Origin of the sequence: Brevibacillus sp. MS2.2 (assembly GCF_013284345.1) — a bacterium.
Classification (GTDB): Bacteria; Bacillota; Bacilli; order Brevibacillales; family Brevibacillaceae; genus Brevibacillus; species Brevibacillus brevis_C.
Map to the genome: position 1 here is coordinate 1 of NZ_JABSUZ010000029.1, position 21,943 is coordinate 21,943.

The window sequence follows — 21,943 nt, forward strand, 5'->3', positions numbered from 1 at the left end:
AGTATTCTTATGATCTTGGCCCGTTGGTGAAGCGGTTTAACACAGCAGCCTTTCACGCTGTCATACAGGGGTTCGAATCCCCTACGGGTCACTTAAAAACACCTTAACAGTGGTTAAGGTACCTGCAGAGTTATCAGAGTATGCTCCTTAGCATACTCGTCACTTTGTCAGGGATTTGGAGGCTTAGCTCAGCTGGGAGAGCATCTGCCTTACAAGCAGAGGGTCGGCGGTTCGATCCCGTCAGCCTCCACCATAAAAAATGGGGAGATAGTGAAGTGGCTAAACACGGCAGACTGTAAATCTGCTCCCTCCGGGTTCGGCGGTTCGAATCCGTCTCTCCCCACCATTTTTTTATTTTGCGGGTTGTTGGGGTATAGCCAAGCGGTAAGGCAACGGACTTTGACTCCGTCATTCCTAGGTTCAAATCCTAGTACCCCAGCCATTTTGCGAGCCATTAGCTCAGTTGGTAGAGCATCTGACTTTTAATCAGAGGGTCGAAGGTTCGAGTCCTTCATGGCTCACCAGTTTTTTAAAAATCAAAATATGTGCCCTTAGCTCAGCTGGATAGAGCGTTTGACTACGAATCAAAAGGTCGGGAGTTCGAATCTCTCAGGGCACGCCACTTATCGGGAAGTAGCTCAGCTTGGTAGAGTACTTGGCTTGGGACCAAGGGGTCGCAGGTTCGAATCCTGTCTTCCCGACCATTTTTATATGCGGGTGTAGTTCAATGGTAGAACTCCAGCCTTCCAAGCTGGTCGCGTGGGTTCGATTCCCATCACCCGCTCCATATGCTTTTTAGAAACGAGAAACCGACATGGTTGCTCGTTTTTTTGTGTTTTTGATAAAGCATGTCCGACAGGTTATTTATGCAAAATCATGTCGAGTTGAGTCATTTTACTTTCCGGGGCTACAATATAGGAGTAGAGAATGATGAACGAAGGAAAGGGTGGCACTTTTATGAACAAAAACATGAGCATTGTTGGTGTACCGATGGATCTAGGTGCAGACCGCCGTGGAGTTGATATGGGACCTAGCGCTATCCGTTATGCAGGTGTTGTAGCCCGCCTGGAAAAGATGGGTTTCAACATTGAAGACCGAGGAGATATTTTTGTAACGCGTCCTCATCACTTCACCGAGACGGAAAACCATAAATACCTGGATGAAGTCGTGGAAGCCAATGAGAAGCTTGCCAATGTTGTAAGCGATATCATGACTGCTGGTCGATTCCCGCTTGTATTGGGTGGCGATCACAGCATTGCCCTGGGAACCATAGCAGGTGTGGCTAAGCACGTAAAAAACCTGGGTGTGATCTGGTTTGATGCTCACGGTGATTTGAATACGGGTGCCACTTCTCCATCGGGAAATATTCACGGTATGCCTTTGGCAGCGAGCTTGGGGTATGGACATGAGCGTCTGACGAACATTGGTGGATATACACCAAAGGTGAAGGCAGAAAACGTGGTCATCATCGGTGCGCGTGATCTGGATCAAGGTGAGCGTGAATTGATCAAGCGTATTGGCATGAAGGTTTTCACCATGCATGAAATTGATAAATTGGGTATGGCTCGAGTGATGGATGAAGCAATTGCGCATGTGTCCAAAAACACAGATGGCGTGCATTTGAGCCTCGACTTGGATGGACTTGATCCACACGATGCTCCAGGAGTAGGGACGCCCGTAATAGGCGGTATCTCCTATCGCGAAGGGCATGTCTCATTGGAAATGCTGGCAGATGCAGATATTCTTTGCTCTGCTGAATTCGTAGAGGTCAACCCGATTCTTGACCGAGAAAACATGACAGCTCGCGTTGCAGTCGCTTTGATGAGTTCTGTTTTTGGTGATAAATTACTGTAAACTAAATAAAGAAGATCATGAAAAAAGAGAGGCTTTTGGCCCTCTTTTTTTGTTTTACCGCATCTTTACATTGATGGGGGAAAGCTGTACATTCTAAGGATGGAGTCGAAGTTTATTTAATAGCTGGTCCAGTTGTACGCTTAGCGTAACTAATTCTGGAGTAATGCAGGCTTGTTTTTTGTACTGATCGTTCAGTTCTTTTCGCAGCATTTCAATCTCGAGGAGAACGTCTTTTTTTGACAATCGTTGCACTCTCCTTTCCACCCGTGAGATAAATGAGCTATCATTACTTATATATAGAGGAAAGCCATACGCTTATTCCTCTATTTCCCAACAAATTATCCGCACAAACACAAGATTAAAAATGAAACCATATGCAGTATCATCCGTATATAGGATTACGGTATTGTGGGGAGGATCGCATGGATTTTGTAGAGAAACGGTTGACTCAGCGGGCAAAACGTGGAGACCGTGAAGCTTTTGCGGAGTTAATCGAGATTTATAAAGACAAGATATTTCAGCTCGCATATCGTATGGTGGGAAACCGTCAGGATGCAGAGGACATCGCGCAAGAAACATTTTTGCGTGTCTATGCCAATTTGCATTCATACGATGACAGCTATAAGTTCTCCACGTGGATCTACAGGATCGCGACCAATCTATGTATCGACCGTGGCCGGAAAAAACGACCTGACTTTTCATTGGATGAAGAAACCGAACCAGGGCAAGGCCTGGACTGGTATTCACGCCTGTCTTCTAACGAGCGAACACCGGAGGACAAAGTCGTAACGCAGGAGCTGCAGGAGACGGTGCAAGATGCTTTGTCTCACTTACAGCCCAAATATCGCTCGATTATGATCTTGCGTTATATCGAGGATTTGTCGTTGCAGGAGATCAGCGATATCGTAAAGCTTCCCATAACGACAATCAAGACGCGTATTCACCGAGGAAGGGAAGCATTACGCAGCAAGTTGCGATTGATGTGAGAAAGGAGAAAATCACGATGGAATGCCGGGATATGATCTGCCTCATTCACGAATATCTAGATGGGGACACTGATGAATTAGCCAATCTGCAATTGCAAACACATATAAAGTCTTGTGTGAGTTGTCGTCAGCATATGCATGAGTTGCAGAGAGCCATCGCTTTTGTTCAAAGCGCTTCACATATTCATGTCTCTTCTGATTTTACAGCTCGTGTACTTGCGCAATTGCCTGCGCCGACGAAAGCGAATCTGTTATCAGGATGGCTTCGTAATCACCCGTTTTTGACAGCTGCAGCGGTATTTCTCTTTTTGATGACCGGCAGTGTATTCAACAGTTGGTTTGATCGGGATGACACTCTACAGGTATCCTCTGCTAATTTGGATAAATTAAAAATAGATCGTGAACGCAATGTCGTAGTTGTGCCAGCAGGAACCAATATTGATGGAGACTTGGTTGTCCGCAACGGAAACGTAGATGTTCGAGGTCATGTAACAGGAAATGTTGTGGCTATTGAAGGAAAAGTGTTCGTGGCATCTACCGCCCAAGTCGTGGGAAATACCGAATCAATCGAAGCGATCGTAGATTGGATTTGGTATGAGGTGAAAAATATTGGAAATGACTTGCTTCCGATCTTGCCATAAGAGAAAATAGAGAGTACAGCTATCAGAGCACGGCAGTGGAGCCGTGCTTTTTCCGCAGAAGATAGACTGACTTCATTAGATGGAGCGAGATATGGGGGCTTCGTTATGATATCGATATCCATGGATTATGGGGATTTGCTACGGTATGCAACGGATATTTTACTCGTTACATACGTGTTCTATAAAATCATTATGCTTATACGCGGGACGCGCGCTGTACAATTGCTGAAGGGGATTATGGTCATCGTCATCACATGGTTCCTCAGTAAATATTTTCAGCTGACGGCACTGCACGCGCTGATGAATCAAGCTTTTACATTTGGGGTTTTGGCGGTCGTCATCATCTTCCAGCCGGAGTTGCGTCGAGCACTGGAGCAGCTTGGTCGAGGCAAGCTTTTTTCCCGTTCAAGCAGTACGCAGGATGATGAGGCGGTTAGCCGCTTGGTTCAAGAAGTGGGCAAATCGGTTACGTACATGGCCAAGCGTCGCATTGGTGCATTGATCGTCATTGAGAGAGAGACGGGTCTAAATGACTACGTGGAAACGGGTATTGGCATTAACGGGCGCGTCAGCTCGGAGCTGTTGATCAATATTTTTATCCCGAATACACCGTTGCATGACGGTGCAGTCATTATGAGAAAAGACATGATTATGGCTGCTGCCTGTTATCTTCCACTGTCTGAAAACAATTCCATCTCGAAGGAGTTGGGTACGCGCCATCGAGCGGCAATAGGGTTAAGTGAGGTTTCCGATGGCATTGCGATCATCGTATCCGAAGAGACTGGTCAGGTGTCCTTTGCCGCGCATGGAGCAATGAATCGGAATCTGACGGAGGCGCAACTGGCAGAGATGCTGACAGAACAGCTTCAGCCTCTGTCCAAAGGCAAATCCATGGGAAGTCGTTGGCAATGGAGGCGAAAACATGGATAAATGGTTAAACAGTCACTGGTTTGCACGTGCTGTTGCGTTGCTTTTGGCTATCATGACGTGGATGATTGTCAATCTGGAAGCCGAACAAACGACGACTCCTGAGGCAAGTCAGCCAACTTTTATTGATAGTGTCAATTTGCATGTGAAATACGATACTGATCGTTACCAGGTGGTTAAGCAGCAACGAACGGTAAAGGTCGCCTTGGAAAGCAATAATCCTTTTTATCGACACAATTTCTTCCCGGAGGAATCGTGGGAAGTGTATGTCGATGCGACGAACCTGGGCAAAGGAACACATCGTGTACCTGTCCAGTACAAGGGATTCCCGGATGAAGTCAAGGTAGGGATCATCCCGAATATCGTGGAAATCACCTTGGAAGAGAAGAAGACCGTTGAGCGTGAAGTTTCCGTGGAGAAATTGGGACAGGTCGCTCCAGGTTATACGGCTGGAGAGCCTATTGTAAAGCCGTTTAGAGCACTTGTAAGGGTACCTGAAAGCCAAGTGAATAAGGTAGCAGCAGTTAAGGCTTCGGTTGACCTGGAAGGGGCTACTTCCGCAATCAAAACAACGGTTCCACTCAAAGTCGTGGACAAGTCTGGTAACGTGATTCAAGGGGCGGATGTGGTGCCACTTACGGTAGAAGTCAACATCCCCGTAACGAGTCCGTTTGCCAAAGTGCCAATCAAATTAAACTTGACGAATGAATTGCCGAATGGATATAGTTTGGCTAGTATGGGTATGAATGTGGAAGAGGTCACGGTCTATGGACCGAAGGAAGTCATTGATGGCATCAAATCCAACACATACCCAGGGCCGGAAATCGATCTCGGCCACATTACATCAGATCGCGATATAGAGCTAAAGATACCGTTAATGGATAATATTGTGAAGGTAGAGCCGGAGTATTTGACCGTATCGCTGAAAGTCGTTCCATCAACGACCAAGCGTTTGGATAAGATTCCGATTCGCATTAGCGGGCTATCAGAAAGCATGGAAGCAAAGGTACTATCCACCGATGGCCAGGAGATGTCTACAATCGACTTCGATGTGATCGGCGCACCAGAAGTGCTGAATCAGTTGAGTCATGAAGACTTGCAGGTCGTAGCAGATGTCAGCAATATGCCGGCGGGTGTATACGAAGTACCATTGAATTACATCTTCAATCAGTCGGAGTATATCAAGACTTCTGCGAGTGCACCGAAAAAGGTCACAATTCAAATCACGAACAAGCAAAGGTAGACATAAGCTGTTGTGTGCACAAGGAAGGAAATGAGGGACAATCATGGGGAAGTATTTCGGAACAGACGGTGTACGCGGTGTAGCAAATACACAACTGACACCCGAACTGGCATTTAAAATCGGACGCGTTGGCGGTTACGTTCTTACCAGACACAAGCAGGAAGGGAAACCAAAAGTGGTGATTGGGCGCGATACGCGCATTTCCGGACAAATGCTGGAAAACGCACTTTTGGCTGGGCTGTTATCGGTTGGAGCAGAAGTGGTCAGATTGGGTGTTATCTCCACCTCGGGGGTAGCGTATCTCACACGTGCACTTGGTGCAGATGCGGGTGTTATGATCTCCGCCTCTCACAATCCGTTTCCGGATAACGGAATCAAGTTCTTCGGCAGCAACGGTTTTAAACTGTCCGACGAAGTGGAAGCTGAAGTAGAACAGTATTTGGACGCGACAGAGGATACTATGCCTCGACCAACAGGCGAACAAATCGGGACGGTTCTGGAATTCCTGGAGGGTGGTCAAAAGTACCTCTCTCATTTAAAGAGTACCGTATCTGAGCGATTTGACGGTCTGAAGGTAGTCCTGGACTGTGCAAATGGTGCTGTCTCATCATTGGCAGCTCGTCTGTTTGCGGATGTGGACGCTGAAGTGATCACGATTGGTGCGAACCCGAATGGAATCAACATCAATGACCAATGCGGTTCAACGCATCCTGAACGTCTAGTAGAAGAAGTTTTGAAGCATAAAGCTGACTTGGGTCTATCCTTTGATGGGGACGCGGATCGCTGCATTGCTGTAGATGATAATGGTGAAATCATCGACGGCGACTATATTATGGCGATCTGTGCACGAGCACTTAAGGCAAAAGGAAAGCTCAACAACAATACAGTTGTTACGACCGTAATGGCCAACATGGGCTTCTTCAAAGGGATGGAGGAGTGCTCCATCAATACGACGAAGACTGCTGTAGGGGATCGCTATGTAGTTGAAGAGATGCTGCGCGGAGGTTATAATCTCGGTGGCGAACAGTCCGGTCATATTGTCTTCCTGGACTATAATACGACAGGAGACGGTCTGTTAACGGGTCTGCAGCTCTTGAACATCATCAAGGAGTCTGGCAAGCCGTTGTCCGAGCTCAAACAAGTGATGGTCAAGTATCCGCAGCTTTTGATCAATGTCCGTGTAGAGGACAAGTCAAAGCTGAATGGCAATGAAGCTATTGCGCAGGCCATCCGTGACGTGGAAGAAGATTTGGCTGGCAATGGTCGCGTTCTGGTTCGTCCGTCCGGAACAGAGCCAATCGTACGTGTCATGGCAGAAGGCCCAGATGCGTCACAGTTGGAAGGGCTCGTGAATCGGATCGTTGACGTGGTCAAACAAGAACTGGTGTAAAATTAGTGTAAAAAGTTGCAGGGAGCGGTTTCGATGCCGCTCCCTTTTGCATACAACTAAAATACGGCGACGAGATGTTGTCGCTCTTCATAATCTGTGGTACAGTGTTCATGTGCGCTAGCACCAAGAAAGAAAAAAATGGGAGGGGTTGTGCAAAAAAGAACAAGCATCGTAAATCAAATGCAGACCATTGAAAAGCGCCAGCACTGAGGCTGCCCGACATGGAGCCCAGTGGACGAGGTGGAGGTTTATCGAAGGATTCGGCGGATACCTCCCGGCAGCAGTATCACTGCCGCAGAGCGCAGGGACAAAACATCAGGGTGATCTGGTGGACAAAACCTTGTGTGTGATACGTTATTTGCCATTGCCGAAATAGATGAAACAGTATGACCATATAAAAACATGGAATGGCGGGGGACTCACCCCCGTACCATTGTTCGGGTGGAAGTCCCTCGCCAAATTGGAAGGGGACCATACACTTATGTGCGGAATCGTTGGATATATTGGAAATAAACAAGCGCAAGATATCGTAATCGGAGGACTTCGCAAGCTGGAGTATCGCGGCTATGATTCAGCAGGGGTTGCTGTCGTGAACGAAAACGGCTTGGAGTACTCAAAAGCTCAGGGACGTCTGGCTGTTCTGGAAGGTCGTTTAGAGTCGAAGCCATTGACTGGTTCTATGGGAATCGGGCATACACGTTGGGCAACACACGGAAAACCGTCTGACGAGAACTCCCACCCACATACAGACGAGAAATCGGCTTTTGCAGTCGTTCACAACGGGATCATCGAAAACTTCCTGCCATTGAAAGAAGAGCTGCTGGCAAAAGGCTACACGTTCACTTCTGAGACAGATACCGAAGTTATTGCTCACTTGCTCGCGGACATGTACGATGGCGATATCGTTTCTACAGCTCGTCGTGCTGTTCAACGCATGCGTGGTGCCTATGCATTGGGAATCATGACGCAGCACGAGCCAGAGAAGCTGGTAGCGATTCGATTGGCTAGCCCGCTGGTAGTTGGTGTGGGTCAAGGCGAGAGCTTTATCGGTTCGGATATCCCGGCTATTTTGGAGCATACACGTGACGTGTACATTTTGAACGAAGGCGAAATGGCTGTGTTGACTCGCGATGGTGTGGAACTGATGAACGCGGAGACCGGCGAGAAAATCGAGCGGGAACTGTTCCATGTCGAGTGGGATTTGGTACAAGCAGAAAAAGGCGGATATGATTCCTTCATGCTCAAGGAAATGCACGAGCAGCCTCAAGCTGTTCGCGATACCATGGGTGCCCGCATTGACGAGGACAATAAGCGAGTGATTTTGCCTGAGCTGAAAATGAGCGATGTGGAATTGGCTGCATACGATCGCATCTACATCGTGGCATGCGGTACTTCCATGCACGCAGGTCTCGTCGGTAAGGATGTTATCGAAAAGTGGACTCGCGTACCTGTAGAGGTAGCAGTCGCTTCCGAGTTCCGTTACCGTGATCCGATCTACACAGACAAGACACTGATGATCGTCATCAGCCAATCTGGTGAGACAGCAGATACGCTGGCTGCGCTGCGTGAGGCGAAGAAGAGCAGCGTGAAGGTATTGGCTATCACCAACGTGGTAGGTAGCTCTGTAGCTCGTGAAGCTGACGAAGTGATCTTTACGTGGGCTGGTCCGGAAGTAGCGGTAGCATCTACGAAAGCATACACCTCCCAAGTCGTTGCCCTGTACTTGTTCAGCCTGTATCTGGCTCAAGTAAAAGGCACCATGGCGGCTGCTGAGGTTGCTGAAGTCGTTGAACACCTGAGCGAGATCCCTGGCAAAATCGCTTCCATGCTGAATAACGATGATCAAATTCGTCGCTTTGCGGAGGGCACAAAAGAGGTAAGCAGCCTGTTCTTCATCGGCCGCAGCCTCGACTATGCGGTTTCGCTGGAAGGCTCTCTGAAGCTGAAGGAAATCTCCTACATTCACTCTGAAGCGTATCCAGCTGGTGAGCTGAAGCACGGTACACTTGCGCTGATTGAAGATAATGTTCCAGTTGTAGCTTTGGCTACGCAACCAGACATCTACGAAAAAACGGTAAGCAACATCGTGGAAGTAAAAGCTCGCGGCGCTCATGTACTGGGCTTTGCGACTGAAGGCAACCACGACCTGGCGAAGAGTGTGGATGAGGTCATTTACATGCCAGCCACTCTGCCAATGCTCACACCGATTCTGACCGTCATTCCATTGCAATTACTTGCTTACTACGCTTCTGTCGCTCGCGGCCTTGACGTGGATAAACCACGGAACTTGGCGAAGAGTGTGACGGTTGAGTAGGGTTGAAGGGAATAAGAACATCGTGTTCAGTGATAAAATAGTCTGTCACTAAATAATAGACACTGTCACCGAATAATAAAGTTTGCCACCAATTAATTATGTCTGTCACAGAAAAAATATAGAACGATAAGTGCCCCATTACCAATGAAATTGGTTATATGGGGCTTTTTTTCTTTAGTAATAGTAGGGGCTTTTATCAACGGAGAGTTGATTCATTATAATGAAGTATTGTTCTGAGCAATAAACTATTGTTTCAATATGATTTCTAACAATAAAGTTATGTTTTAGAGGAATAAAGTTGGTAGTCAAAAAAAGTAGTTAATAAGTGCAAAGCTTGTAAATAAGTTTAGTAGCGTTAGTAAAGAACTAACGCTTCTTTTTAATGATTCTGTTCAGTGATAATAAAGTTTTGGGCTGGTGGCTATGTGTTCAAAGAAAATATTGTTGTAGACTGAGAAAATATACTTTTAGACTTACCATGAGTCATTACGCTACGGGCAGGATAATGCGATCTGTTGCTATATGGATCTACATACAGTTGACTACCACTAATTGTAAATGTTACTTTGTAATAATACCCATTTTATGGGTCACTATTTAAGGAGTGCTTGGCATGAGGTTACCTTTACATGATCGATTTATTGAGCAAGCAATTGAGTATGTAAGCCAAGATCAACGACTTTTAGGTCTCCTCGCAGGCGGATCTATGGTGTACGGAGAAATGGATGAGTATAGTGATCTGGATTTAATAATCGTCTACAATTATGCTTTTCGAAATGAGATCATGGAACAACGCTTCCGAATTGCCGAAAGACTCGGTAATTTACTTTCTGCATTCACAGGCGAGCATGTCGGGGAACCGAGATTGCTTATTTGTTTATATGGCCCAGCCCCTCTTCATGTCGACCTTAAATTTGTACAACTGGAAGAGCTCGAATCCCGAGTCGAGAACCCACTGATTCTTTGGGAGAGAAGTTCTGGTATTGCAACGATATTCAGTAAAACAAGTCCATCTCTCCCTTTCCCTCAGCCTCAATGGATCGAAGATCGCTTCTGGGTATGGGTGCATTACTGCGCTACAAAATTAGGGAGAGGTGAATTATTCGAATTAATCGATACGCTAACTTTTATGCGCAATGTAGTGTTAGGGCCGTTGGTACTCATTCGCAACGGTCATTCCCCGAGAGGGGTTCGAAAGCTCGAGAAATACGCTCTCAAGGAACTGGGGGAACTAAAAGGTACGATTCCCATCCACAGCTTTGAAAGTTGCTACCACGCGCTAAAAAATACGATCAAGATGTACCAACGTCTACGCCAAGGTTCGGAAATTGTACCTAGGAAGGAAGCAGAACGCGTCTCAATCGAGTTTCTCGACGGTATATATTCAGGACAATCCCAATAGCAACTTGTTAAACAAAAGGGAACGATAGTTCAATAACAATGTGGAAAGGCAGTCGAAATTAATCGGCTGCCTTTTCGACGCTAACGGTAGGGTATGTATGGCATTATAAACGAAAAAAGCAGACATAGGCCTTCATAATGAAAGCGCAAGATCTTGAAACGTAATTTCCCCTATACTAAAAATGCAAATTTGAATGGCAATGGGGGAACGAGCATGAGTAACAAGGTGGAAGGATTGTTAACTAACGCAGATTTTCGCAGGCTCTGGATTGGGCAAACTGCATCACAGTTTGGGACTCAGGTTGCATTATTAGGAATGCCATTAGTGGCAGCTCTCTATTTAGGGGCCAGTCCCATGCAAATGGGGTTGCTTGGTTTTGTCGAGTATGCGCCATTTATCCTTTTCGGTTTGCTTGCTGGTGTATGGATAGACAGATTTCCCCGGCGACCAATTCTTGTCGCCGCTAACTTTTTCAGGGGTGCATTACTGCTCATTGTGCCGCTGACAGCCTTAACTGGATTCCTGAATATGACAGTTCTATATTTGGTAGCCTTCATAGTGGGGATCTGTACTGTCTTTTTTGATGTTGCCTATACATCCTTTTTGCCTTCCATTGTGAGCAAGGAGCAGCTTGTTGATGGGAATAGCAAACTAGAGACAAGTAAATCTACCGCACAAATTGCTGGGCCGGGTTTATCAGGTGGACTGGAACAGTTAATCACCGCTCCTTTTGCAATCTTGTTTACGGCGGTATCCTTTTTTGTATCCGCTGTATACATAGCCCGGATTCGCAAGTTGGAGACAGTCGTGACAGATGCGAAAAAACAAAAAAATATGTGGCTGGAAATTAAAGAAGGGCTGCATACAGTTTACACAAAACCATTGCTGTGGGGAGTGGTGCGCTGCTCAACAGTCTTTAACCTTTCCTGGAATGTTATTTTTAGTGTTTATGTTCTATATGCATCGCAAGAACTCAAAATCAGTGCGAGCATTCTTGGCATCATTTATGGAACGCTAGGAGTAGGGTACCTATTTGGCTCTCTGCTTGCCCAAAGGGCTGTACGTCGTTTTGGAGTAGGTCCAACAATTGTAGGTTCCGCTACGATCGCAGCAAGTGGCGGTTTGCTTGCTCCATTAGCAGTAGGATCAGAATTAAGTATGGCGTTGATTATGATGCTCGGACAGCTTCTTTTCGGAATGGGTGTCTCCATGTTTAGCATTAGTACCATCAGTTTACGTCAAGTAATTGTACCCGATGCCCTGCAAGGTCGCGTGAATGCTACGTTTCGATTTATCTCGTGGGGTTCTTTACCGCTTGGTTCGTTAATGGGAGGGATGATCGGGGGGGCAATGGGTTTACGGTTCGCTTTATTTGCGGGTGGCATTGGATTGTTAGCTTCGGCTTGTACATTATTGTTCACCCCATTTTTACAACTACGTGTGAAATCATTTCATGAATTAACATTGGAAAAAGATGTGTTTATAAAGAGCTAAGGAGTGCCTTAAGAAGCATTAAACTAACAGGTTCGATAGCATAATATAGCAGCGGTGAGTCTAAGACTTTATTTTCTGGTCTTAGGTCACCGCTGATTCATTTATTGGGTTCAGTCCCCTTCGGCGTGCAGCTCTTTTGGTTTATATAGATCCGTTTAGCTTGACCTTCTCCCGAGTGGTCCATAGTATCTCTGTTATGTCCCAAAAAGAATCCCACAATTATTAAAGCCGGTAATCCTTAGCGTACAAGATACCGGCGTTTTAGTGTTAAAGAGGTGTTTTTAAGTTACTTTGCGGTCTGTGTCAGCTACCCTTGTACTGGGACGTTTTGCTTTGGGACTCCGCTCTTCGTAAAAAATCAACGGCACGGTCAGGGAAGTCCGTAAACACCCCGTCAACTCCTGCTGTGAAGTAGAACTGATCGAGCAGTTCCTCAAAGTTTGCTGCATAGGCAGGGATTTGTCCTTTATCCGCTCGGAAGGTGTATGGATGCACTTCCAGGTCAGCTTCATGAGCCTCTTTGACAAGATTGGTAATGATGAGGTGGTCTTTCGTCGACTCTTCTTTGATGATCATCGGCTTCCATGGCCCTACGCCGTCTGCGTATTTCGCAATTTCTTTCATCGCCCCTTTTTCAAACATCCAATCGTAGTTGTAGGGAACGCCCTTACCGTTTTCATAGATCATGGTTTCGTTCCAGCCGGTTTCTGCCATGAGCTGTACAAGCTTCACGTTCATATTCAAATGTGGATAGAGCTCCGTGCGAATCCGTTTTGCTTCATTGGGGTCGAAAGTCTGTATGTACGCTTTGTCATTCTTGGACACATAGCCGTACTTTTTCAACACCTGTAACACTGCGAGGCTGATGTCCTTTCCTTCGTGTCTGTGGAACCAGGGAGCTTTGATCTCCGTATAGATCCCTACGTTACGACCTGTGCTTTTGTTCATACCCTGGATCAGTTCAATCTCTTCTTCCAAGGTGTGAACACTGAAGCTGGATTTCCAGAGAGGGAAGCGATCCGGATAGTCTTGTACCTGCTTGCCGTTTTCTACTGTGAAGACCTCTGTCGTTTTCAGTTTCTTGATCTCGTCAAGAGTGAAATCAATAACGTAGTACCTGCCATCTTTTCGTTTTCGATCAGGGTAGACCTCCGCTACATTGGTTACGCTGTCCAGATAATGGTCGTGCATGATGACCAGTTTGCTGTCCTTTGTCATAACCACGTCTTGTTCGATGTAGTCGACTCCCATCGCGTAAGCCATCGCTTTTGCGGGCAGCGTATGTTCCGGCAAGTATCCGCTCGCTCCGCGGTGGGCGATGACAATCTTATCCGCTTCGGCAAAGGATACGCTTCCAAAGCTTGTTGTAATAGCGAGAGCGGCTGCCAAGGATGTAACCAGTTTTTTCATGTTCTTCCTCCTCCATTTGGATGAAAAAAAGATCCACAAATTTCACTGGTAGGTTATACCGTACCAAATGAAATATTGTGAATCTCCTGATCTCCATCACAAAAATATTATATTGGTTACTAATGTAAGGGATAAAGAAAGCGCTGTCAATAAATTGTTAGCGGCAGCCCTTTTAAAGCAGTTCATGATCCTATTTGCTTGCTATTACCCATTTCATGTATTGCTGGACAAAAAAACAGCAAGGCTGATCACAGGACCAACCTTGCTGTTTTTCCGTACATCACGAATTACAACTTCACAGGCTCTCCTGCGAATACTTCCAATTCCATAGCTGCTGCAAAAAAGGAGGGAGCTAGCTTCACAAAAGCTTGAAAATGAGCGCTTGCATTGTGCGCCGCTACTGCGTCAGCGTCCTTCCACTTTTCTACCATGGTGTAGTGATATTCTTGCTCTGTGCTTTTCAGAAGGGTGTATCCCACATTTCCTTCTTCAGCTTGGCTTGCAGCAACCAGGGCTTTGGTCGCTTGAAGGAAGGCTTCTTCCTGTGAGGGTATCACTTGCAGATGGGCATGTATAATAAGCATGGTTTTCTACCTCTCTTCAACGAATTTGAATTATTTCCAGGTTGTCACTGTCTCAACAGGGAGACGGTAAGATGGGTATCCTTCCTTGGCTGCTTTCCCGATACTGATCAGCATGATCGGTTGATAGCGATCCTTGTCCAAATCAAGCGCTTCTGCTATTTGATCTTTTTCATAGCCGCCGATTGGGTTCGTGTCATAGCCGAATGAACGGGCAACCAGCATCAATTGCATGGATACGAGCCCGGCATCGATAAAATTGACGTCGCGCAGGTCAGAGGCTGGTATATTGGCGTAGTAAGGCTTTACGGCTTTCAACTGCATGTCCTTCACTTCCTGCGGCATGTATCCGAGCTCGACAGCTTTTCCAAATATCTCATCCATATATTCTGCATTTTTCATGTCGACGAATACGGCAATAACGGCGGAAGAGGTGAGTACCTGCGTTTTGTTGAAGCGTGCCAGCTCTGCAAGTTTTTCTTTCCCTTCTTGACTTTCGATAACCACAAAGCGCCAAGGCTGCATGTTGACTGAAGATGGAGCGCGTGTAGCTCCCGCTAGAATCTCAATCATTTCCTCGCGGCTGATTTTTATTTCAGGATCATAAAGTTTGACAGAACGACGACCAAACGTGATTTCACGAAAATCATTTGTTCTTTGTACTGTGTTTATCATGTAAAAACAGACTCCTTTCTTGAACAATCAAATGTTGTTTTGCATCCGTTTGAGAAAATCAGTTAAGACCTGCGTTTCATCCTCGCTAAAGCCTTCCAGAATCTGTTGGATAAAATTTCGTTTCTCGCTTTTGTACCCTTCAATCCGATGATGTCCTTCTTCAGATAGACGAACGAAGGTTTCGCGGTTATCATTTGGATTTTTGTGTCGGGTCACCATACCATCCGCTTCAAGTTGCTTCAGGTGGCGTGTAATGGCAGCACTGTCGATATTGATGTGCTTTTGTAGCTGGGATTGATTGATTTCGTTGCATTCGCAAAGGATTTGCAAGATCGCAAGGCGAGTAGAGCTGATTCCGGTACAGCGTTCGAACTTGGGACTTATTTTATTGGTTAATCCGATGAGCAGATTCAGTATGTGCTCCTCTTCAAATTCCTTGCGTGTCATGAAAAATGCCTCCCGGGGGCAAGATGAGTAGGAACTCAGTCATATATCCACAAGCAATGACAACATACAGTCAGTTGAGCATGATGACTTGATATTAATTGACGTATCAATAATTGATACGTCAATTAATATAACACCTTATTTCAACGTTTGCAACATATGATCCCTGCAAAAGTCGCTGGGCAAACGGATATGATAGCAATTTCTTCAGGGTATCATCATGTTCTCCCTCAAAAAAAGACGGGACGGATTGGTCTTGGGAAGTAAATGAAGTAGGGAAATTGGTGATGGAACACAAATGAGGTATGGCACAAGACCCGAGACAAGTGAATAAATCAAAATAAAGGGAAATGATCTGTAGAATTATACCTAAGGAGAGATGTAGAGCTTGGGGCTAATACTTACGTAATTTTGTCTGATCTCTGAGCTGGATACTAGGAAAGAACTGGTTATTCATGCCATAAAAAAAGAAGGATAAAAATCACAACGATTTTCATCCTTCTTTTTACTATTTTAATGATTTTTAACGACTTCCTGCCCCCGCACATTCCATGTAAGGGCAAAAACAAGAGCAGCCAATGCGCACGAAGCTGTCAGCAACATAAATCCTGCATCCCAGCCGGAGGCATCAACGATAACCCCCATCAATGCATTCGCTGTGACGGTACCGCCCAGGTAACCAAACAGACCCGTCAGCCCTGCAGCGGTTCCAGCAGCCTTTTTTGGTACAAAATCAAGGGCTTGCAAACCAATCAGCATGACTGGACCGTAAATCAGGAAACCGATAGCGATCAGGCAAATCATATCGACTACGGAATTTCCAGGTGGGTTGAACCAGTAGACCAGAACAGCAATCAATACCCCGAGCATAAAGACAAACCCTGCGGGTCCACGGCGGCCTTTGAACAATTTATCGGACAGCCAGCCGCACAGGAGCGTTCCCGGGATACCTGCCCATTCGTACAAGAAGTAGGCAACGCTCGACTTGCTCATATCAAAGCCTTTTTCCTCACTCAAATAGGTCGGAGCCCAGTCCAAAACGCCGTAACGGACGAAGTAGACGAAGATGTTTGCAATTGCGATTGCCCAAACCCATTTGTTGTTCAATACATATTTGAAAAGGATTTCTTTTGTGGAGAACTCTGTTTCAAACGTTTTCTTCGCCTTGTTTGGATAGTCATTGCGATATTCTTCGATAGGCGGCAGGCCGACTGACTGCGGAGTATCGCGAATTAAGAAATACGTAATGAATGCAAAGACAATGGCAACCAGAGCAGGCAGGATAAATACGCCTTCATACCCGGAAGCGGTATTACCCGAAAGCCCGGTGAACATCGCTGCACCTGCCACAGCGAGGGGGGCCATCAATCCTCCACCAACGTTATGGGCTACATTCCAAATGGCTGTTTTGTTTCCTCTTTCACTTACACTAAACCAGTGTACAAGGACACGCCCGGATGGAGGCCAGCCCATTCCCTGGAACCAACCGTTCAGGAACAGCATCACAAACATGATCGTGACGGATGAGGTGAAGTACGGAACAACGCCCATCAATAAACTAATAAGTGCAGAAAGAATCAAACCGGCAGGCAAGAACATTCGCGGGTTGCTTCGGTCTGAAAAAATGGCCATTACAAACTTGCTGATCCCGTAGGAAATCGAAATGGCGGATAATGCAAAACCGAGCTCTGATTTTGTATATCCTTCTTCAATCAAATAAGGCATGGCGAGCGAAAAGTTTTTGCGGATGAGATAGTACGCCGCATAACCGATGAAGATTCCGAGAAACACCTGAAGCCTGAGCTTTTTATACTCAGAATCAATTTGTTCGTCAGGCAATCTGTCAATAGGCGGTGCAGGCTTAAACAGTTTGAGCATCTTAATCCTCCCCCTAAGTTATTTCTAACTAGGATGGCGATATACGTAAAAAAACCCATACCTTAATGGCGCTTTCAAAAATGAAAGTGCCAAAAAGTATGAGTCTCCGAATCTCCATCATAGTTAACTTGTCGTAAATGTATTCTATTATTCTGTGAAAACGTTGTCAATGCCGAGCCACTGGATCACGCTTAAAAATTCTGGAGCGTAAGAAAATTTTCCGCAAAAACGCGGTCGCACCTCTTCGAAAAGCCTCGAAAGAGGTTTTTTTATGCATATATAAATCAAAAAAATACATCTTTTCCAAATATAAGGATATCTTTATATTAGCTCATCTGTATGAGGGGGGTTAAGCAAAGATGTAAAGGACACTCTTTTTTATTGCAAGTAAAAATGAAGGAGGATTTGTTTGATGTATTTGATAAGAAAAACAGGATTTTTGGTAGTACTGTCGCTTATCTTAATCTTTTCTATATTCCCGCAGTCTTCTCACGCCATGACACCGTGGACTCCTAACACCGCATACAACTTAGGCGACATGGTTACGTATCAAGGGCAAGATTACAAATGTACATTTGCTCATACATCGCTTGTCGGATGGGAACCGCCTAACGTACCGACACTGTGGCAACTGCAAGGTCCGTCTGCTCCCGATACCATTCCACCTACGTCCCCCACAAATCTTAGTGAAGTAGGGATATCAAGTAGTTCGGTCAGCTTATCTTGGACAGCTTCTACGGATAACATGGCTGTTCAGGAGTATCTCGTCTACAACGGAGATACACTCGCTGGTACAGCGAATACAACATCCTATACCGTGACAGGGCTTCTAGCAAATACGACCTATTCATTCAAGATACAGGCAAAAGATGCCGCAGGTAATGTATCCCCACCCAGCGCTTCGCTAACGGTAACCACTTTATCCAAATCCCCAACTGAACCGGTGTCCAAACGAGTTTTGATCGGCTACTGGCATAATTTTGACAATGGTTCTACGGTACTCAAGCTAAGAGATGTCTCAGATAAATACGATGTAATCAATGTTGCATTCGCAGAACCAGTCGGTGGCGATCATGCGACAATGGGATTCGTGCCGTTCAATGCATCCATTGAGGAATTTAAGTCGGATATCGCCTTTTTGAAATCAAAGGGGAAGAAGGTCCTTATCTCGATTGGCGGAGCGAATGGGACAGTCGAGCTAACGACGGAAGCTGCCAAACAAAATTTTATTACCTCGATGACCTCGATCATTCAAACGTATGGTTTTGATGGTATGGATATTGATCTGGAAGGAAGCTCCCTGTCGCTCAATGCGGGGGACACTGATTTTAGAAATCCGACAACACCAAAAATTATAAACTTAATCTCAGCGACTCAGACGATCACGGATACATTTGGCCCATCTTTCATTTTGACAATGGCACCAGAAACGGCTTATGTCCAAGGAGGTTACGCTTCCTATGGTGGGCCGTGGGGCGCTTATCTACCTGTGATTCATGCTCTTCGCGATCGAATGAATTATATCCACGTGCAACACTATAATTCTGGTGCGCTAGAAGCATTAGATGGTCGTACGTATCAGCAAGGAACGGCTGATTTCCAAGTAGCGATGGCAGAAATGCTATTGAAAGGATTCCCTATCGGTCGTAACCCTAACAACATGTTTCCAGCTTTGAGAGAGAACCAAGTCGCTATCGGGCTACCTTCTGCTCCAAGTGCTGCCGGGGGAGGCTATACGTCTCCAGCCGATATCCAAAAAGCCCTTCAATACTTGGTAAAAGGCACGTCATTTGGAGGAGCTTACAAGCTCCAAAATCCAGCAGGTTATCCGCAGTTCCATGGAGTTATGACCTGGTCTATCAACTGGGATGCTAAAAATAACTATTCGTTTGCCAATCATGTTCGCACTTCGCTTGATGCACTGAACCAGTAAGGACGAAATCTTGTGAAAAAACCCACCCGCTCTCACGGGTGGGTGTCATTGTTATTCATACAAAAGTCTGGTGTAGCGGTTGGAATGACCCAACCTGGAGGAATCGGAGTCGGTTGATTTATTTTGAAGTAACGTTTCCTGAGAAGATGTTGTGAGTTCAGCAGTCTGGTCCATTTAGCGGTTTTGGTTCTTTACTCCCCACTCACATAACTCTTCCAAAACAGGTAATAGTGTTTCCGCTTTATGTGTGAGACTGTACTCGACTTTAGGAGGAACTTGAGGGTATTCTTTCCGCGTCACCATACCATCTGCTTCCAATTCTTTCAGTTGGGAACTCAATGTTTTATAAGTAATAGCTCCAATCTGTCTTTTCAGATCATTAAAGCGAACCGGCTGGTTTTCTGCCAGGAGGTAAAGAATAACCATTTTCCATTTGCCACCTATGACGGACAATGTATAACCAAAAGGTGTATCTTGAATATTCTTAACTTTTCCCTTATATTCAGCCATGCTCATTTTTTACACTATCCTTTCTGGTAGTAGCTATCAATAAAGTGCGTACTGTTTTTTTATTTGATCTCATTTTATTCTAACCTTACTTTGAGAAAAGGAGAGAATAAAATGACTCATGGTAAAACCTACAATCACGGTGTTGCTTGGGAAGAAGGTTTCGGCGTCACACAAGGTTATAGCGTCAATGGTACCATCTACATTTCGGGGCAATTTTCCCACGATATGCAGGGTGTGTTCGTTGGCGAGGGCGATATCGAGACACAGACCCGGCAGACGCTGGAGAATCTCGATCGCGTGCTGGCCGGATTTGGTGTCACAAGGTCGAACATCGCTGAGATGGAGGTCTTTCTGACAAATCCGCAAGAGCATTTCGAGCAGTGCGTCAGTATGTACAAAGAGTATGTCGGTGACCATCGTCCGGCTGCTACCCTCATCGGCGTGTCGGGTCTTGCGTTTCCTCACCAACTGATTGAAATCCGCGCTGTCGCACACACCAACTAACTCGGCTGCCGCTCTACAGCATGCGGTGTTATGGCATGAACTCTTGACACATCGACAATTCTCGATATAATAATGCGTATGGATCCAATTGAAATTTTTAAAGCGCTGTCCAACGAGTCTAGACTCCAAATTCTGCATTGGTTAAAAGAGCCTGAAAAACATTTTACACCCCATGAAGGAGTTGATATGAGAAAGATCGGGGTATGCGTCAGTCAAATAACAGAGAAATTGAATATGACCCAATCAACTGCGTCCCAATATTTGTCCATTCTCCAACGCGCTGGGCTGATCAAGACGGAGCGTATTGGAAAATATACGTACTATACCAGGGACGAAGAAAAAATACGTGAAATAGGCGCTTTTTTTAGCAATCAAATATGATCGAATAAAACTGAATGCTTCATGCAGTATTCAGTTTTATTTCAAGCTTCATATCGACATATCTTAATATGTTTAAATTTTGAGGGGTGCTATTCATGTCGAATACATGGAAGGTTTACTTTTTGTCATTGGTCAGTTTTCTAGTGGGTACTTCAGAGTATGTGATCTCAGGCATCCTGGATAAGATCTCGGATACTATGGGCATCTCCATTACAGCGGCAGGACAGCTGGTTACTATATTTTCATTTGTTTATGCCATTGTAACTCCTGTGATGATGGCCATAACGGCAAAAATGGATAGGCGGAGGCTTCTTGTTAGTGCACTAGGAATTTTCGTAGTTGCCAATATACTGTCGTTCGCTCTTCCGGGGTTTGAATTCTTTATTATAGCCCGTGTGATCATGGCTGTAGGTGCTGGAATGGTGGTTGTGACTGCGTTAGATATCGCGGCCAAGATCTCTCCTGAAGGCAAGCAGGCAAGTTCGATCGCAACTGTCATTATGGGATTTACAGCATCTTTAATTATCGGTGTTCCCCTTGGACGAGTAGCGGCAGCCGCATTTGAATGGCAATTTGTATTCGGGTTTATTGCACTGGCAGGACTTTTGGCAATGTTTGTCCTGTCCCGCACGATCCCACGAGTAAAAGGAGATGAACCCGTACCTCTTTCGAAACAATTATCATTGTTGAAAAATCCGAAAGTCGGGCTTGGTTTATCGGTTACGTTCTTTTGGCTAGGTGGATATTCCATTGCCTATACTTATATATCTCCTTATCTTCTCGAAGCCGCTGATATAAGTGAAAATTTGTTGAGTAGCGCTTTATTGGCATTCGGTTTAGCTAGTCTGATCGGTTCCAAATTCGGTGGTTACAGTACGGACAAATGGGGAGTATTTTCTACATTACTTGGTGGAATGGTTCTGCACGTTGCAGCTCTCATTTTGCTCTCGATTACCGTATCTATCTCACATGAACCGTTTACGGTGATGGCGATATTGGTATTATGGTCCTTCGCTGCTTGGTCTTCCGGGCCAACACAACAGTATAATTTGGTTCGGATTGAACCGAATAATTCAGGGGTAATGCTTGGTCTGAACCAATCTATGATGCAACTGGCGATGGCGGCAGGGGCTGGAATTGGAGGCATCGCTGTTGATCAAGTATCCTTATCGTCAATCACTTGGTTAGGTATGTTTGGCGTGGTGATTGCTATCGTTGCTGCACTGATTTTACAGGCGATGTTAAGAGAAAAAGTTAGACATAAACCAGGCGCATACGAAACACGGTCCAGCAACCGCTGATTGCCAGTCTCAAAAGACACAGGCTCGAAGGAACGGTTCCGTCAGTGACGCGATCTTAACAACAGGCCATCC

General features: G+C 45.6%; 20 protein-coding genes and 8 tRNA genes. 21 read left to right on the forward strand and 7 right to left on the reverse strand.

The features are described 5' to 3' along the window. The first annotated feature begins 17 nt into the window (after window positions 1-17). The 9 genes from HP568_RS21810 (at window position 18) to rocF (ending at window position 1,854) form a co-directional block, all read left to right on the forward strand. A tRNA-Glu gene (locus tag HP568_RS21810) sits at window positions 18-91 on the forward strand. A gap of 86 nt (window positions 92-177) precedes the next feature. Beyond that, a tRNA-Val gene (locus HP568_RS21815) sits at window positions 178-253 on the forward strand. An 8-nt stretch (window positions 254-261) separates the two neighbouring features. Further along, window positions 262-346: transfer RNA gene (locus tag HP568_RS21820), tRNA-Tyr, on the forward strand. Between the two features lie 21 nt (window positions 347-367). After that, a tRNA-Gln gene (locus HP568_RS21825) sits at window positions 368-442 on the forward strand. A 6-nt stretch (window positions 443-448) separates the two neighbouring features. After that, window positions 449-524, forward strand: a tRNA-Lys gene (locus tag HP568_RS21830). 21 nt (window positions 525-545) lie between these two features. Further along, window positions 546-622: transfer RNA gene (locus HP568_RS21835), tRNA-Arg, on the forward strand. A gap of 5 nt (window positions 623-627) precedes the next feature. Then, window positions 628-704, forward strand: a tRNA-Pro gene (locus tag HP568_RS21840). A gap of 9 nt (window positions 705-713) precedes the next feature. After that, a tRNA-Gly gene (locus tag HP568_RS21845) sits at window positions 714-787 on the forward strand. A gap of 170 nt (window positions 788-957) precedes the next feature. Further along, window positions 958-1,854, forward strand: a complete 897-nt coding sequence (gene rocF, locus HP568_RS21850; protein WP_012684013.1) for an arginase — start codon at window positions 958-960, stop codon at window positions 1,852-1,854. Between the two features lie 93 nt (window positions 1,855-1,947). Here the strand turns inward: rocF and HP568_RS21855 are convergent, their stop codons facing one another. Next, window positions 1,948-2,106 carry an aspartyl-phosphate phosphatase Spo0E family protein gene (locus HP568_RS21855; RefSeq protein ID WP_007725277.1) on the reverse strand — a complete coding sequence of 53 codons (159 nt, stop codon included), beginning with the start codon at window positions 2,104-2,106 and terminating at the stop codon, window positions 1,948-1,950. Window positions 2,107-2,276: 170 nt separating this feature from the next. Here HP568_RS21855 and sigW point away from each other — a divergent pair, with 170 nt between their 5' ends. The 8 genes from sigW to HP568_RS21895 all read left to right on the forward strand — a co-directional run bounded on the left by sigW (window position 2,277) and on the right by HP568_RS21895 (window position 12,251). Then, on the forward strand, window positions 2,277-2,840 hold the full coding sequence (sigW, locus tag HP568_RS21860; protein WP_016742677.1) for an RNA polymerase sigma factor SigW: 564 nt from the start codon (window positions 2,277-2,279) through the stop codon (window positions 2,838-2,840). A 17-nt stretch (window positions 2,841-2,857) separates the two neighbouring features. Next, window positions 2,858-3,481: a zf-HC2 domain-containing protein gene (locus tag HP568_RS21865; RefSeq protein WP_007725281.1), complete on the forward strand. Its 624-nt coding sequence runs from the start codon at window positions 2,858-2,860 to the stop codon at window positions 3,479-3,481. A 105-nt stretch (window positions 3,482-3,586) separates the two neighbouring features. Beyond that, complete coding sequence (cdaA, locus tag HP568_RS21870; protein ID WP_007725283.1) at window positions 3,587-4,411, forward strand: diadenylate cyclase CdaA; 825 nt, start codon at window positions 3,587-3,589, stop codon at window positions 4,409-4,411. Then, window positions 4,404-5,651 (forward strand): CdaR family protein, encoded by a 1,248-nt coding sequence (locus HP568_RS21875; RefSeq protein ID WP_173630207.1) that lies wholly within the window; start codon window positions 4,404-4,406, stop codon window positions 5,649-5,651. Before cdaA ends, HP568_RS21875 begins: the two co-directional genes overlap by 8 nt. A gap of 43 nt (window positions 5,652-5,694) precedes the next feature. Then, window positions 5,695-7,041, forward strand: coding sequence for a phosphoglucosamine mutase (gene glmM / locus HP568_RS21880; protein WP_048036024.1), 1,347 nt, complete (start codon window positions 5,695-5,697; stop codon window positions 7,039-7,041). A 481-nt stretch (window positions 7,042-7,522) separates the two neighbouring features. Then, window positions 7,523-9,355 carry a glutamine--fructose-6-phosphate transaminase (isomerizing) gene (gene glmS, locus HP568_RS21885; RefSeq protein ID WP_173630208.1) on the forward strand — a complete coding sequence of 611 codons (1,833 nt, stop codon included), beginning with the start codon at window positions 7,523-7,525 and terminating at the stop codon, window positions 9,353-9,355. A gap of 613 nt (window positions 9,356-9,968) precedes the next feature. Then, window positions 9,969-10,757 (forward strand): nucleotidyltransferase domain-containing protein, encoded by a 789-nt coding sequence (locus tag HP568_RS21890; protein ID WP_173630209.1) that lies wholly within the window; start codon window positions 9,969-9,971, stop codon window positions 10,755-10,757. 213 nt (window positions 10,758-10,970) lie between these two features. After that, a complete protein-coding gene (locus tag HP568_RS21895) occupies window positions 10,971-12,251 on the forward strand; it encodes an MFS transporter (protein ID WP_173630210.1) in 1,281 nt (426 codons plus the stop codon). A gap of 303 nt (window positions 12,252-12,554) precedes the next feature. On the opposite strand, the gene glpQ is transcribed toward HP568_RS21895, so the two are convergent. From glpQ to glpT, 5 genes are all read right to left on the reverse strand, one after another. Continuing rightward, window positions 12,555-13,661, reverse strand: coding sequence for a glycerophosphodiester phosphodiesterase (gene glpQ, locus HP568_RS21900; protein ID WP_048036032.1), 1,107 nt, complete (start codon window positions 13,659-13,661; stop codon window positions 12,555-12,557). A gap of 287 nt (window positions 13,662-13,948) precedes the next feature. Continuing rightward, window positions 13,949-14,245 carry a putative quinol monooxygenase gene (locus tag HP568_RS21905; RefSeq protein ID WP_173630211.1) on the reverse strand — a complete coding sequence of 99 codons (297 nt, stop codon included), beginning with the start codon at window positions 14,243-14,245 and terminating at the stop codon, window positions 13,949-13,951. Window positions 14,246-14,275: 30 nt separating this feature from the next. Beyond that, entirely contained in the window at window positions 14,276-14,917 is a 642-nt protein-coding gene (locus HP568_RS21910; protein ID WP_056491692.1) for a nitroreductase family protein, read from the reverse strand. Between the two features lie 27 nt (window positions 14,918-14,944). Beyond that, entirely contained in the window at window positions 14,945-15,364 is a 420-nt protein-coding gene (locus HP568_RS21915) for a MarR family winged helix-turn-helix transcriptional regulator (RefSeq protein ID WP_173630212.1), read from the reverse strand. 513 nt (window positions 15,365-15,877) lie between these two features. Then, window positions 15,878-17,242: a glycerol-3-phosphate transporter gene (gene glpT / locus HP568_RS21920; RefSeq protein ID WP_173630213.1), complete on the reverse strand. Its 1,365-nt coding sequence runs from the start codon at window positions 17,240-17,242 to the stop codon at window positions 15,878-15,880. A 412-nt stretch (window positions 17,243-17,654) separates the two neighbouring features. On the opposite strand from glpT, the gene HP568_RS21925 reads away from it, so the two are divergent. Continuing rightward, a complete protein-coding gene (locus HP568_RS21925; protein WP_173630214.1) occupies window positions 17,655-19,175 on the forward strand; it encodes a chitinase in 1,521 nt (506 codons plus the stop codon). Window positions 19,176-19,349: 174 nt separating this feature from the next. Here HP568_RS21925 and HP568_RS21930 read toward each other — a convergent pair whose 3' ends face one another. Next, window positions 19,350-19,691 (reverse strand): winged helix-turn-helix transcriptional regulator, encoded by a 342-nt coding sequence (locus HP568_RS21930; protein ID WP_048036037.1) that lies wholly within the window; start codon window positions 19,689-19,691, stop codon window positions 19,350-19,352. 105 nt (window positions 19,692-19,796) lie between these two features. On the opposite strand from HP568_RS21930, the gene HP568_RS21935 reads away from it, so the two are divergent. The 3 genes from HP568_RS21935 (at window position 19,797) to HP568_RS21945 (ending at window position 21,871) form a co-directional block, all read left to right on the forward strand. After that, the gene (locus HP568_RS21935; protein ID WP_173630215.1) at window positions 19,797-20,189 is read left to right on the forward strand and encodes a RidA family protein; all 393 of its coding nucleotides are present in this window, start codon (window positions 19,797-19,799) and stop codon (window positions 20,187-20,189) included. Between the two features lie 78 nt (window positions 20,190-20,267). After that, entirely contained in the window at window positions 20,268-20,570 is a 303-nt protein-coding gene (locus HP568_RS21940; RefSeq protein WP_048036094.1) for an ArsR/SmtB family transcription factor, read from the forward strand. 95 nt (window positions 20,571-20,665) lie between these two features. Further along, complete coding sequence (locus HP568_RS21945) at window positions 20,666-21,871, forward strand: MFS transporter (protein WP_173630216.1); 1,206 nt, start codon at window positions 20,666-20,668, stop codon at window positions 21,869-21,871. Window positions 21,872-21,943 lie beyond the last annotated feature (72 nt).